Raw genomic sequence first — 14599 nt, forward strand, 5'->3', positions numbered from 1 at the left:
GAGTATTAGATATTGGTTTAGCAATAGACAACAAACCACGCTAGAACGCGTGGTTTGTTGGTATTTTAACCTTTTAAAATAAAAGATGTACTTTTGCTAGAAAAGACTTGCCAAGGAAAATATCTTCCCTATAATGCGCCTCCGTTGTCACGGAAAACACAGCGTTCTTCGCTGAGTTACCAAGTAAGACAACACGTTCTTTAACAATATGACCATGCAATCTGTGTGGGCACTCGTTGAATAGATAGTCTAAAGATTTATCAATGATACTAGTGACCAAATTAAGACTTCGGTCTTAGCACAGTCAATTCATTACTTAGCAATAAGTAATATCAGTATTCATTGAGCCGGTCGAAAGACCAACAAAACTTTAATTGAAGAGTTTGATCATGGCTCAGATTGAACGCTGGCGGCAGGCCTAACACATGCAAGTCGAGCGGAAACGACTTAACAGAGCCTTCGGGTGACGTTAAGGGCGTCGAGCGGCGGACGGGTGAGTAATGGCTGGGAACCTGCCCTAACGAGGGGGATAACCATTGGAAACGATGGCTAATACCGCATAATCTCTACGGAGCAAAGAGGAGGACCTTCGGGCTTCTCGCGTTAGGATGGGCCCAGTTGGGATTAGCTAGTAGGTGAGGTAACGGCTCACCTAGGCGACGATCCCTAGCTGGTTTGAGAGGATGATCAGCCACACTGGAACTGAGACACGGTCCAGACTCCTACGGGAGGCAGCAGTGGGGAATATTGCACAATGGGGGAAACCCTGATGCAGCCATGCCGCGTGTATGAAGAAGGCCTTCGGGTTGTAAAGTACTTTCAGCAGTGAGGAAGGTTTAGTAGTTAATACCTGCTAGATTTGACGTTAGCTGCAGAAGAAGCACCGGCTAACTCCGTGCCAGCAGCCGCGGTAATACGGAGGGTGCGAGCGTTAATCGGAATTACTGGGCGTAAAGCGCATGCAGGCGGTCTGTTAAGTCAGATGTGAAAGCCCGGGGCTCAACCTCGGAACCGCATTTGAAACTGGCAGGCTAGAGTCTTGTAGAGGGGGGTAGAATTTCAGGTGTAGCGGTGAAATGCGTAGAGATCTGAAGGAATACCGGTGGCGAAGGCGGCCCCCTGGACAAAGACTGACGCTCAGATGCGAAAGCGTGGGGAGCAAACAGGATTAGATACCCTGGTAGTCCACGCCGTAAACGATGTCTACTTGGAGGTTGGTGTCTTGAACACTGGCTTTCGGAGCTAACGCGTTAAGTAGACCGCCTGGGGAGTACGGTCGCAAGATTAAAACTCAAATGAATTGACGGGGGCCCGCACAAGCGGTGGAGCATGTGGTTTAATTCGATGCAACGCGAAGAACCTTACCTACTCTTGACATCTACAGAAGCTTGAAGAGATTCGAGTGTGCCTTCGGGAACTGTAAGACAGGTGCTGCATGGCTGTCGTCAGCTCGTGTTGTGAAATGTTGGGTTAAGTCCCGCAACGAGCGCAACCCTTATCCTTGTTTGCCAGCACTTCGGGTGGGAACTCCAGGGAGACTGCCGGTGATAAACCGGAGGAAGGTGGGGACGACGTCAAGTCATCATGGCCCTTACGAGTAGGGCTACACACGTGCTACAATGGCGCATACAGAGGGCGGCCAACTTGCGAAAGTGAGCGAATCCCAAAAGTGCGTCGTAGTCCGGATTGGAGTCTGCAACTCGACTCCATGAAGTCGGAATCGCTAGTAATCGTAGATCAGAATGCTACGGTGAATACGTTCCCGGGCCTTGTACACACCGCCCGTCACACCATGGGAGTGGGCTGCACCAGAAGTAGATAGCTTAACCTTCGGGAGGGCGTTTACCACGGTGTGGTTCATGACTGGGGTGAAGTCGTAACAAGGTAGCCCTAGGGGAACCTGGGGCTGGATCACCTCCTTAACGATAAGACTGCTGTTAAATGCAGTGTCCACACAGATTGCTTGGTAATAATGTAGAACACGATGTGTCCCATTCGTCTAGAGGCCTAGGACACCGCCCTTTCACGGCGGTAACAGGGTTCGACTCCCCTATGGGACGCCACTATCTCAATCTTTTGCTGAAGCAGAAGCTTAAGATAGTGGTGTTGAAAGACACACATGCTCTTTAACAAACTGGAAAGCTGACTAGTAAATTCAATCGATAGATTGAATCGTTCGATTGAAAAATGAACAAGTTCTCAAAATGTATTTACGCAAGTAAATACAACAAACACATTCAAGTGTCTTGTATTGAGTCCGGCGAAAACATGTAAACCTTGGTTGTTTGCCATACGCCTATGTGTCTTCACTTTTGTAAAGTGAAATAAAGACGCCTTGGGGTTGTATGGTTAAGTGACTAAGCGTACACGGTGGATGCCTTGGCAGTCAGAGGCGATGAAGGACGTGCTAACCTGCGATAAGCCATGAGAAGACGGTAAGAGTCACTATACTCATGGATTTCCGAATGGGAAACCCGGCCGCATAAGCGGTCATCATAACGTGAATACATAGCGTTATGAGGCGAACTCGGGGAACTGAAACATCTAAGTACCCGAAGGAAAAGACATCAACAGAGATTCCGAAAGTAGCGGCGAGCGAAATCGGAGTAGCCCTTAAGCTGGTTTGGGATTAGGTGAAGGCTCTGGAAAGTGCCGCGATACAGGGTGATAGCCCCGTAACCGACAATCCCTTATCAGTGAAATCGAGTAGGACGGCGCACGTGAAACGTTGTCTGAATAGGGGGGGACCATCCTCCAAGGCTAAATACTCCTGACTGACCGATAGTGAACCAGTACCGTGAGGGAAAGGCGAAAAGAACCCTGTGAGGGAGTGAAATAGAACCTGAAACCGTGTACGTACAAGCAGTGGGAGCCCTTCGGGGTGACTGCGTACCTTTTGTATAATGGGTCAGCGACTTACATTCTGTAGCAAGGTTAACCGAATAGGGGAGCCGTAGGGAAACCGAGTCTTAACTGGGCGTACAGTTGCAGGGTGTAGACCCGAAACCAGGTGATCTAGCCATGGGCAGGTTGAAGGTGAGGTAACACTTACTGGAGGACCGAACCGACTAATGTTGAAAAATTAGCGGATGACTTGTGGCTGGGGGTGAAAGGCCAATCAAACCTGGAGATAGCTGGTTCTCCCCGAAAGCTATTTAGGTAGCGCCTCGGACGAATACTACTGGGGGTAGAGCACTGTTAAGGCTAGGGGGTCATCCCGACTTACCAACCCTTTGCAAACTCCGAATACCAGTAAGTACTATCCGGGAGACACACGGCGGGTGCTAACGTCCGTCGTGGAGAGGGAAACAACCCAGACCGCCAGCTAAGGTCCCAAATTACTACTAAGTGGGAAACGATGTGGGAAGGCTCAGACAGCCAGGATGTTGGCTTAGAAGCAGCCATCATTTAAAGAAAGCGTAATAGCTCACTGGTCGAGTCGGCCTGCGCGGAAGATGTAACGGGGCTAAGTAGTAAACCGAAGCTGCGGCAATGCACTTATGTGTATTGGGTAGGGGAGCGTTCTGTAAGCTGTTGAAGGTGTGCTGTAAGGCATGCTGGAGGTATCAGAAGTGCGAATGCTGACATGAGTAACGATAAAGGGGGGTGAAAAACCCCCTCGCCGGAAGACCAAGGGTTCCTGTCCAACGTTAATCGGGGCAGGGTAAGTCGACCCCCTAAGGCGAGGCTGAAGAGCGTAGTCGATGGGAAACGGGTTAATATTCCCGTACTTCTTACAATTGCGATGGAGGGACGGAGAAGGCTAGGTGGGCCTGGCGACGGTTGTCCAGGTTCAAGTATGTAGGTTGGGTGTTTAGGCAAATCCGGACACCTAAGACTGAGATACGACGTCGAGCTGCTACGGCAGTGAAGTCATTGATGCCATGCTTCCGGGAAAAGCTTCTAAGCTTCAGATTGTAAGGAATCGTACCCCAAACCGACACAGGTGGTCGGGTAGAGAATACCAAGGCGCTTGAGAGAACTCGGGTGAAGGAACTAGGCAAAATGGTACCGTAACTTCGGGAGAAGGTACGCTCCTGTCGGTGAAGTCCCTCGCGGATGGAGCTAACGGGAGTCGCAGATACCAGGTGGCTGCAACTGTTTATTAAAAACACAGCACTGTGCAAAATCGAAAGATGACGTATACGGTGTGACGCCTGCCCGGTGCCGGAAGGTTAATTGATGGGGTTAGACTTCGGTCGAAGCTCTTGATCGAAGCCCCGGTAAACGGCGGCCGTAACTATAACGGTCCTAAGGTAGCGAAATTCCTTGTCGGGTAAGTTCCGACCTGCACGAATGGCGTAATGATGGCCACGCTGTCTCCACCCGAGACTCAGTGAAATTGAAATCGCAGTGAAGATGCTGTGTACCCGCGGCTAGACGGAAAGACCCCGTGAACCTTTACTACAGCTTGGCACTGAACATTGAGCCTACATGTGTAGGATAGGTGGGAGACTTTGAAGCGTTGTCGCCAGATAGCGTGGAGTCATCCTTGAAATACCACCCTTGTATGTTTGATGTTCTAACTTGGCCCCATTATCTGGGGTGAGGACAGTGCCTGGTGGGTAGTTTGACTGGGGCGGTCTCCTCCCAAAGCGTAACGGAGGAGCACGAAGGTGGGCTAATCACGGTCGGACATCGTGAGGTTAGTGCAATGGCATAAGCCCGCTTGACTGCGAGACTGACAAGTCGAGCAGGTGCGAAAGCAGGTCATAGTGATCCGGTGGTTCTGAATGGAAGGGCCATCGCTCAACGGATAAAAGGTACTCCGGGGATAACAGGCTGATACCGCCCAAGAGTTCATATCGACGGCGGTGTTTGGCACCTCGATGTCGGCTCATCACATCCTGGGGCTGAAGTCGGTCCCAAGGGTATGGCTGTTCGCCATTTAAAGTGGTACGCGAGCTGGGTTTAGAACGTCGTGAGACAGTTCGGTCCCTATCTGCCGTGGGCGTTGGAGAATTGAAAGGGGCTGCTCCTAGTACGAGAGGACCGGAGTGGACGAACCTCTGGTGTTCGGGTTGTGTCGCCAGACGCATTGCCCGGTAGCTAAGTTCGGAATCGATAACCGCTGAAAGCATCTAAGCGGGAAGCGAGCCTTGAGATGAGTTCTCCCTGGCAGTTTAACTGTCCTAAAGGGTTGTCGTAGACTATGACGTTGATAGGCAGGGTGTGTAAGCGTTGTGAGGCGTTGAGCTAACCTGTACTAATTGCCCGTGAGGCTTAACCATACAACACCCAAGGTGTTTTATCGGACTTAATCGCGCTTGAGTGTGTTGAGAGCAAGACGAATCAGCTTTCCTAGTTTGAACAAATTTTGCTTGGCGACCATAGCATTGTGGACCCACCTGATTCCATGCCGAACTCAGTAGTGAAACGCAATAGCGCCGATGGTAGTGTGGGGTCTCCCCATGTGAGAGTAGGACATCGCCAGGCTTTGAACATCGCTTGTTTGAAGCAGAAAGTGTAAGACTTCAATCAAAGCACCGTGTGGAGCGGTAGTTCAGTTGGTTAGAATACCGGCCTGTCACGCCGGGGGTCGCGGGTTCGAGTCCCGTCCGCTCCGCCACTTCTTAAGAAGCCTCGTCGAAAGACGGGGCTTTTTTACGTCTGTGAGATATGTTCGCCTTTCAGGTGAATGAGCCCAGCAGTTGCGCCAGCCAGTTCCTCCGCCATGTCTTGAAAGAGAGCGATAGCTTTCGCTGTACGCTGTCCTTGCAACATCATTACCGTTCATGTCGCAGTTTAATTGGGAAGCTTTCTTTTCTGCACTTTACAATTAGGCCTAATACCAATCTGGAAAATTAATACCAATCTGGAAAATTAACTGGTCAGTTTAATCCAGTCTCTGGTGCACATTTTGGTCACTCTATCTGCACGCTTCAAGAATCGATTCCATGCAGTGCATACTTTCGACACAATATCTTCGTAGTCGGTAAAACTCTGATTGGCAAGATAGTGTTGTCTGAGCCAACTCCACACTTGTTCTATAGGATTTAGCTCTGGTGAATATGGCGGGAGCTTGATGATACTGACATTACTGAACTGTTCTGCAATGTCATTTGTATGCCAGCCAGCACCATCCATAATGATCACTGCGTGACGACCTTTTTCGGTCACCGCGGAGATCTGCTTAAGGTGCTCAACCATAATGTCCTTGTTAACCCAAGGAACGACCAGCGCCTCGCCAATACCTCTAGCGGGACATACTGAGCCAAACAAATACGCATATTCAAACTGCTGCTGTTTAACTGCTCTTGGTCTTGATCCACGTTTAGCCCAAAGTCGAGTTGTCGTGTTTTGCTGACCAAATCTTGCTTCATCTTGAAACCAGACATCGACGTTATCAAGCCCCATGTGACCGGGGATCTTAAGGATCGTTTCAATTTTGAATTTTTTTAAAATCGTCTTGGATTTGCTGGGATTGACGAGGGTGCTTGGAGCGTGATGTTATCCAAGAGAAGCCCATGTGACTAAGCAAATAGTAGATAGAGTCTGGGTGGTAGTGTTTACCAAACTCTTTCACGATATAAGCATGAATATCAGTACCTGTTAACCTCCCCCCAGATGAATCTTCGGCACGTGCCTTTATAAACAGGCTTAGCTGTTCACGTTGCTGAGTATTGAGGAATGCTGGGCGACCCGTTCTTGGTTTCTCTTGCAGCCCTTCAAGCCCTTCTTCAAGGAATGTTTGTACCCACTTATTCACACTCGTTCTGCTTACCTTAAGGAACTTAGCAATTTGGGTTCGAGAGTGACCATCTTTAAAGTGTGCCAATGCGAGCAATCGCATCTTCATCTGAATAGATTTTTGTTGGCTAGCAAGCTTTTTGAAATCAATGGTATCGAGGCTGTCCATAGCGTCTTTTTTCACGAAGAAGTAACAGCCTCAATTAGATCATATTTTTACTTAGATTGGTATTACTCGCATTAAAAAGAGCACCTTAGTCGGTGCTCTTTGGATTTTAACTTAGTAGATAAATTTTAGTATTCTGGCTCTAGCAAGTCTCGGTGCAAGTCTTTAATAATCTGGTGAGCGTCATCTTGCTTGATTAAAAAACAGAGATTATGCTGACTGGCTCCGTAACAGATCATTCTCAAGTTGTAGTCTTCTAACGTATTGAAAATTTGACGGCTTGTACCTTTTGTCTGCCCCATTTTGTTGCCGATCACCGCGACGAGTGACAATCCCTTATCAACGGTAACGTTGCACAACTCACTCAATTCTTTGTGTGCTGCTTCTGGAAGATCTGGTGCGGCACCACTTGTACTTGTTGTGTCTAAAGTCAGAGAGACACTCACTTCTGAGGTTGTAATCAGATCAACGGAGATACGATACTTAGCTAAAATACTGAAAACTTCTGCCAAGAAACCGTAGGCATGGTACATATTTAGACTTTGTAGTGTCACCATGGTTTGATTGTTTCGTAGCGTTAGCGCACGGAAAAGCGGCGTACTGTCGACTTCTTCTTTTACCCAAGTCCCGCCTTCTTCTGGAGCCTTTGATGAACCAACAAATACGGGAATATGTTGACGAATTGCTGGAATTAGCGTGTCTGGGTGTAGGATTTTTGCACCGAAGTTAGCCATCTCAGAGGCTTCACTAAAGCTTATCTCAGGAATAGGCTGGGCACGGCTAGCTATACGCGGGTCTGTAGTATAGATCCCGGGGACGTCTGTCCAAATCTCAAGCGTTTTAGCTTCGACTGCTTCTGCTATCAGCGCTGCACTGTAATCACTGCCACCACGGCCTAAAGTGGTCGTTTTACCATTTTCATCAGAGCCAATGAATCCTTGTGTGACCACAATTGCCTCTTGGCAGGCCCGGTTTAATGTTACTGCATGTGTTTTTAGTTTTTGAATATCAGGAATAGCTTTGCCAAATTGACTGTCCGTTTTCATGACTTGGCGAATATCAAAACGTGTACAGTGATGACCAAGATCATTGATGACTTGTGTGAAGAGGAATGTCGACATTAACTCTCCACAAGATACGAGCGTATCTGTCAGCTCGTCAGAGGCAGCGACAGCGGCTTGTTCTGCGGTTTTTGTTACTAACGTTAGGATGGTATTAATGCTGTCTGTTAGTGAGGCTTGCTCACTGACTTTTTCTATGATGCTGTAGTGGATATCACGAATCGTTGCGATGATCTCGGCGCGGCGGTTGTTATCAGCTACGCCATTAGCAAGCTCAACCAGGTGGTTTGTTACGCCAGAACACGCACTGATCACAACAAGCTTTGTCTCAGGGTTTTTGATAACGATGTTTGCGCTACGCTGCATCGCATCGAAGTCTGCGACACTGGTTCCGCCAAATTTAGCGACGGTAAATGAAGATAGATCCACAACTGCATCTCCCTGTTGTGATGTGTAACATACTTGGAGAAGCAGATAGGATAAGTAGAATAGTATACTTTCCCAGAAGCTCTCCACTAAATATTTAGTGACAACCCAAAGGATTCAACCTTTAAGGCCGATACTTTTGCATCCCAGTACACGAGTATCTCGGCATTTAATCCCCTGATGCCTACGTGTTGGAGCTGGGGCCCCACGCAAACACTACCTGATTAATGCACCTCTTCTGGCTTTTGTTATTGAGATCACAAAAGCAACCCTATAAATAAGGACTTTGTGCAAAATTGTCAATAATTAAATGCCTTTTCCTGCTCTAAATGACTTTAGTCCAATTGTTTTTCTTATTTTCATCTAGAATACTTTCATTATTTCAATAGTATGTGCTCGGAGTTATTCATGACTTTATCAAGCTTCTACCCGCCCAAACGTACTTTGATGGGGCCTGGACCATCAGATATTTATCCTCAGGTTTTGCAAGCGCTTAGTCGGCCGACTTTGGGGCATCTTGACCCTCTATTTATTGGCATGATGGATGAGCTCAAGTCCCTTCTTCAATATGTATTTCAGACTGAGAACCCTTTCACAATCGCGGTATCCGCGCCAGGAAGTGCTGGGATGGAAGCGTGCTTTGTGAACTTGATACAGCCAGGTGAAAAAGTCATTGTTTGCCGAAATGGTGTGTTTGGTGAACGAATGCGAGAGAATGTTGTACGTTGCGGTGGTGAGGCCGTCGTTGTTGATGACGAATGGGGACGTCCCGTCACGATTGAAAAGGTAGAAGCTGCCTTGATTGCTCATCCAGATGCAATTGCATTAGCGTTTGTGCATGCTGAAACATCGACGGGCGCACTAAGTGATGCCGAAGCACTTGGCAAGTTAGCAAAAGCACATGGCTGTTTGTCGATTGTTGATACAGTGACGTCATTGGGTGGGGTGCCACTTTATGTTGATAAATGGCAACTTGACGCGGTGTACTCTGGTAGTCAGAAATGTCTATCTTGTGTGCCCGGCTTGTCACCTCTCACGTTTTCAGCTCAAGCTATCGCTAAGATAGAAGCGAGAAATACGCCCGTGCGAAGTTGGTTTTTAGATCAAAGCCTTGTCTTGGGGTATTGGAGTGGAGAAGGAAAACGGAGTTATCACCATACCGCTCCGGTCAATAGTCTCTATGCATTGCATGAATCTCTGGTGCTTCTAAAAAATGAGGGGCTTGAAAATGCGTGGCAACGCCATCGCGAGGCACATTTGATGCTAAAAGAAGGCTTAGAAACCCTTGGTATCAGTTTTGTTGTTGATGAATCAGCAAGACTGCCACAGCTAAACGCTGTCAATATTCCTAATGGTATTGATGATGGAGAGGTTAGAACCCGCCTATTAGAAGAGTTTAACCTTGAGATAGGTGCAGGTTTAGGTGACCTTGCTGGTAAGGCTTGGCGTATTGGCTTAATGGGTTATGGTGCAAGACGGGAGAATGTCGCTTTGTGCTTAAAAGCGCTAGAAGAAGTCTTGAGATAATGACAACCCCGGCTAGCCCGGGGTTTTCTTTAGTTCGTTTCACTGACCGCTGGCGTGGAGCTCGAACTGGTAATTGTGACTGTCGGCTCTGTTAACGGGTGGTTGGGAAAGAGATATCTCGCTTCATCAAGAATTTGTTGGCCTTTCTCAACTTCGCCGAGCGCGTGGTAAGCGATAGCCATGTTTTGGTAAAGAGAAGGGCGAGGCATGGTTTCCGCCGTTTTATGGGCCCAATGGATGTAACTTTGAATCATGTCAGGGTTATTGGTTGCGACCCCAAATTCAAGCTCTGTAGTAAATAAGTTCCAATCAAAACGTGATTGCCAAAGTACAGGGTTAGTCACCTTCATTAATAACTCGGGCTCCCGAGGTATCTTTTGCTCAAACTTATTGAGCCAGTAACCTGACTGTAATCCAGAAGCAATAAACACGGTTGCAAGGGCTGGGATTAAAAGCGCATTAATGCGAAGTAGCTGAACACGGTAGAGCGGTTTTTTCTTGTACTTGGCCGTGAGTTGATCTACCCAATAGATCAACAGAATGAACGTAATGAAGTGGACCAATGCATGATAAAAAGGATACTCCAACTGGCTATGTAGCGTGATGGGGAAAAACAACCCAATAATCGCTAAGCGCGTGCCTTTCTTTGTCTTCAATACGCGAATAAACACCGCACCCGCTGCGATGAGTAGAGCGATGAGTGGCACAATGCCACCTTCAGCGGTCCAATACAGTAGCTCGTTGTGCGGGTGATCTAGTGCCGCAGATGGAGTATGTGCAGAGATCTCTTGAGCAAACTGAAAAGCAGCAGATTGAGTGTAGGCGGATTCGAAGTTTCCATACCCAGAGCCGATCACTGGCGCTTGCTTTATCATGTATAGCGTGTGGGGATAAATGCCAGCCCTTTCTTCTATACGACCTGGCGCATCAAGTTTAGGTGTGAACTCAGGTGACTGTGTCCAGTTCCATGAAAGGGCAAGGCCAAGTAGAACCATTAACCCCCATAAGCGCATCTGTTTACGTGCAGCATAGTGATAGAGAAATGGCAAGATAAGCAATGCTGAGACGGTCGCGCCTAGTTTACCTGTGCGAGAGTCGATGACCGCAATCAGTGGAATGGTCAGAATTGGTGTGACAAGTAATGGTAAGTGCTTCCAGTTCCATTTGCCCCGATACATGGGCTCTCGAGCCAGTAAATAGGCTGACAGCACCAACCCTGTCGCCATGAAAGAGGCCATGACATTGATTTGCTGGAAAATACCATAAGGCTTGTTTTTGAATGTGTTGTAACCAATATAATTGCCAGGCTCTAGCAGCAGATATTGTATCCAACCAAATATCGCTTCCATTAATACTGCGATGAGCACAAACCACAGCAGGCGTTGTCGCTGTTTTTGAGTGAAAGAGAACTGCTGTAAAGAGACAAATAGCAACCATCCAGCCCAAATGCCAATGAGTCTTGGGACGGCGAGATGTGGAACGGATTGCGGATAAAAGATGGGGAGCGTCAACAATATGCAACTTATTAACAACACAATCGTGAGCTTGGAATAGCGCCAGAAGCCTTGCCGGCAAATCTCAAGTAATCCAGCACCAATCGCGAAACTGAGGGGTATCCATATCGCTTGATTAAAGGGGAGGGAGAGACCGGCTCCCCCCGGGTTGTGCATGAACAGATGCATGGCGATGAGATAGATGGCGCCGAGAGAACCCAGAAACCATCTTGTTAGCGGCTTACGCGCCACTTGCGTTGTTTCCAAACGCGTTCCTTGTGTTTGAAGCACACTTTTACCTTTACAGCATGGGTTTAAGGAAGCGAGCAGTATGCGATCCTTCGACCTCAGCAACTTGCTCTGGTGTACCTGTGGCGATAATCTGGCCGCCGCCGCTTCCCCCTTCAGGACCTAAATCAACTATCCAGTCAGCCGTTTTGATCACATCTAGATTGTGTTCAATCACAACGATGGTATTGCCGTGATCACGCAGACGATGAAGAACAGTGAGCAATTGCTGGATGTCATGGAAGTGCAGACCGGTTGTTGGCTCATCAAGAATGTACAGGGTTTTGCCTGTATCACGTTTCGAGAGCTCTTTTGCCAGTTTAACGCGCTGAGCTTCACCGCCTGACAGTGTTGTCGCGGCTTGGCCAAGGCGGATATAAGATAGCCCAACATCCATTAATGTTTGTAGTTTTCGTGCGATTGCTGGAACTGGATCAAAGAATTCACGCGCGTCTTCCACTGTCATTTCAAGCACTTCATGAATCGATTTTCCCTTGTACTTGACTTCAAGGGTCTCGCGGTTGTAGCGCTTTCCTTTGCACGAATCGCATGGCACATAAACATCTGGTAAGAAGTGCATCTCGACTTTTATCACACCATCGCCCTGACAGGCTTCACAACGACCTCCTTTGACGTTGAAGCTGAAGCGGCCGGGTTTGTAACCACGAGAGCGGGCTTCTTGTGTCCCAGCAAAGAGTTCGCGAATAGGGGTAAAGATACCTGTGTATGTTGCTGGGTTTGAGCGAGGTGTTCTGCCTATTGGGCTTTGATCAATGTCGATGACCTTGTCGCAATGCTCGAGGTGCTCAATGTCTTTGTAAGGAGCGGGCTCACCAGTTGTAGCACCATTAAGACGTTGGTGGGCAATCTTATAGAAAGTGTCATTGATTAACGTGGATTTCCCCGACCCTGACACACCAGTTACACAAGTTAACAGCCCGACAGGGATCTCAACATCGACCCCGTTAAGGTTATTACCACTTGCACCAGTCAATCGAATGACCTTGTCTTTATCCAATGGAGTACGTGATTCAGGGACAGCGATTTGTTTTTTGCCGTTCAGGTATTGTGCTGTCAGAGAGGCGTCGGACTTGATAATTGTTTCATAATCACCCTCAGCAACGACTTGCCCGCCATGCACCCCAGCCCCTGGGCCGATATCGATAATATAGTCAGCTGCACGAATAGCGTCTTCATCATGCTCAACCACAAGCACGGTGTTCCCCAGATCGCGCAAGTGAATCAGGGTTTTTAGTAGGCGCTCATTGTCGCGTTGATGCAGACCAATTGAAGGTTCATCGAGTACATACATTACGCCAACAAGGCCAGCACCGATCTGGCTGGCTAAACGAATGCGCTGAGCTTCACCGCCTGACAGAGTGTCGGCACTACGAGATAAATTAAGGTAGTTCAGTCCGACATTGACTAAGAAATGTAATCGATCGCGAATCTCCTTAAGGATCTTGTCGGCAATTTGAGCACGTTGTCCTTCAAGTTCGAGAGTCTCAAAGAAATCGAGTGCCCCTTTGATGCTCATATCGCAGATATCGGGCAAGCGTGTGTCATCGACAAAGACGTGACGTGCTTCTTCGCGCAGTCGAGTACCTGAACAACTAGCACAGGCTTTCGTAGAGATAAACTTGGAGAGCTCTTCACGGACGGAGTTCGATTCGGTATCGCGATAACGGCGCTCCATGTTATTGAGAATCCCTTCAAAAACATGGCGGCGTAGTGTGATATCACCTCGATCATTAATGTACTTAAAATCGATTTCAGTACGCCCTGACCCTTTTAGTACGACATTTTGCACTTGTTTGCTTAAACTATTGAAGGGCGCATTGACGTCAAAATCGTAGTGCTCTGCGAGCGATTTTAGCATCTGGAAATAGTAATAGTTGCGTTGATCCCAACCACGAATCGCGCCGCCAGCGAGGCTGAGCTCTGGGTTTTGAACGACGCGATCAGCGTCAAAATATTGTTGAACGCCCAGTCCATCGCACGTTGGACAAGCCCCTGCTGGATTGTTGAACGAGAATAAGCGAGGCTCTAGTTCCTGCATGCTGTAGCCGCAATGCGGGCAGGCAAAGTTAGCAGAAAAGACGAGCTCTTCATCGAATTGACTATCCATGCCAGCAATCACGGCGGTACCACCAGTGAGCTCCAATGCGGTCTCAAAAGACTCTGCTAAACGAAGCTGGAGATCATCGCGTACCTTAAAACGATCAATGACGACTTCAATGGTGTGCTTCTTGTGTAGCTCTAGGGTTGGAGGATCGGAAAGATCGCAAACTTCACCATCAACACGAGCGCGAATAAAGCCTTGGGCAGCTAAGTTGGCAAACGTCTTAACATGCTCACCTTTTCGCTCTTTTACGATGGGGGCGAGGAGCATGAGTTTCGTGCCTTCAGCGAGGCTGAGCACTTTATCGACCATTTGGCTGATGGTTTGTGCAGCGAGCGGCACATCATGTGTGGGACAGCGCGGCTCTCCAACTCGTGCATACAGCAAACGTAAATAGTCATACACTTCTGTAATGGTGCCGACGGTAGAACGAGGATTATGCGACGTGGATTTTTGTTCGATAGAAATCGCAGGAGAAAGCCCTTCGATATGGTCAACGTCGGGCTTTTCCATCAAGGATAAAAATTGACGAGCGTAAGCAGAAAGCGACTCAACGTAGCGGCGTTGGCCTTCGGCATACAGGGTATCAAATGCCAAAGAGGACTTACCGGAGCCTGACAAACCCGTGACAACAATAAGCTTGTCGCGAGGGATCGATAAGTTGATGTTTTTTAAATTATGGGTGCGGGCACCGCGTACGTCTATCTTATCCATTGTTGAGCTTTTTATCGATGAAGGAAAAAACATTATGGCATAGCGCCAGATAGCAGAAAAGCATAAACTGTATATAAATACAGTAAAGCGTTTGCAACCTCATGCACAGTGA

At 48.0% G+C, this 14599-nt stretch carries 6 protein-coding genes, 2 tRNA genes, 3 rRNA genes and 1 riboswitch; of the genes, 6 read left to right on the forward strand and 5 right to left on the reverse strand.

The window, feature by feature from the left end:
- Positions 1–371: 371 nt before the first annotated feature.
- The 5 genes from TSUB_RS01830 (at position 372) to TSUB_RS01850 (ending at position 5569) form a co-directional block, all read left to right on the forward strand.
- Positions 372–1922, forward strand: a 16S ribosomal RNA gene (locus tag TSUB_RS01830).
- 66 nt (positions 1923–1988) lie between these two features.
- Positions 1989–2063: transfer RNA gene (locus TSUB_RS01835), tRNA-Glu, on the forward strand.
- Positions 2064–2347: 284 nt separating this feature from the next.
- A 23S ribosomal RNA gene (locus TSUB_RS01840) occupies positions 2348–5231 on the forward strand.
- Positions 5232–5320: 89 nt separating this feature from the next.
- Positions 5321–5436, forward strand: a 5S ribosomal RNA gene (rrf, locus tag TSUB_RS01845).
- Together the 16S, 23S and 5S rRNA genes with 2 tRNA genes alongside form the textbook arrangement of a ribosomal RNA operon.
- Positions 5437–5492: 56 nt before the next feature.
- Positions 5493–5569 (forward strand) — tRNA-Asp (locus tag TSUB_RS01850).
- Positions 5570–5604: 35 nt separating this feature from the next.
- Here TSUB_RS01850 and TSUB_RS25175 read toward each other — a convergent pair.
- The 3 genes from TSUB_RS25175 to lysC form a co-directional block, all read right to left on the reverse strand.
- Complete coding sequence (locus tag TSUB_RS25175; RefSeq protein WP_281422920.1) at positions 5605–5727, reverse strand: hypothetical protein; 123 nt, start codon at positions 5725–5727, stop codon at positions 5605–5607.
- Between the two features lie 96 nt (positions 5728–5823).
- Positions 5824–6859, reverse strand: a protein-coding gene (locus TSUB_RS01855; RefSeq protein ID WP_221274585.1) for an IS630 family transposase whose coding sequence is annotated in 2 segments (ribosomal slippage) — positions 5824–6399 and positions 6401–6859 — 1035 coding nt in all. Because the reading frame shifts where the segments join, the coding sequence is not laid out codon by codon here.
- Between the two features lie 125 nt (positions 6860–6984).
- Positions 6985–8346: a lysine-sensitive aspartokinase 3 gene (lysC, locus tag TSUB_RS01860; protein WP_087016750.1), complete on the reverse strand. Its 1362-nt coding sequence runs from the start codon at positions 8344–8346 to the stop codon at positions 6985–6987.
- Positions 8347–8414: 68 nt separating this feature from the next.
- Positions 8415–8589, reverse strand: a riboswitch (Lysine riboswitch).
- Between the two features lie 162 nt (positions 8590–8751).
- Here lysC and TSUB_RS01865 point away from each other — a divergent pair.
- Positions 8752–9870, forward strand: a complete 1119-nt coding sequence (locus TSUB_RS01865; RefSeq protein ID WP_087016748.1) for a pyridoxal-phosphate-dependent aminotransferase family protein — start codon at positions 8752–8754, stop codon at positions 9868–9870.
- Between the two features lie 29 nt (positions 9871–9899).
- Here the strand turns inward: TSUB_RS01865 and TSUB_RS01870 are convergent, their stop codons facing one another.
- Positions 9900–11630, reverse strand: a complete 1731-nt coding sequence (locus tag TSUB_RS01870; RefSeq protein ID WP_246616389.1) for a PglL family O-oligosaccharyltransferase — start codon at positions 11628–11630, stop codon at positions 9900–9902.
- A 34-nt stretch (positions 11631–11664) separates the two neighbouring features.
- The gene (gene uvrA, locus TSUB_RS01875; protein ID WP_087016746.1) at positions 11665–14487 is read right to left on the reverse strand and encodes an excinuclease ABC subunit UvrA; all 2823 of its coding nucleotides are present in this window, start codon (positions 14485–14487) and stop codon (positions 11665–11667) included.
- Positions 14488–14599 lie beyond the last annotated feature (112 nt).

The organism is Thaumasiovibrio subtropicus (assembly GCF_019703835.1).
Lineage (GTDB): Bacteria > Pseudomonadota > Gammaproteobacteria > Enterobacterales > Vibrionaceae > Thaumasiovibrio > Thaumasiovibrio subtropicus.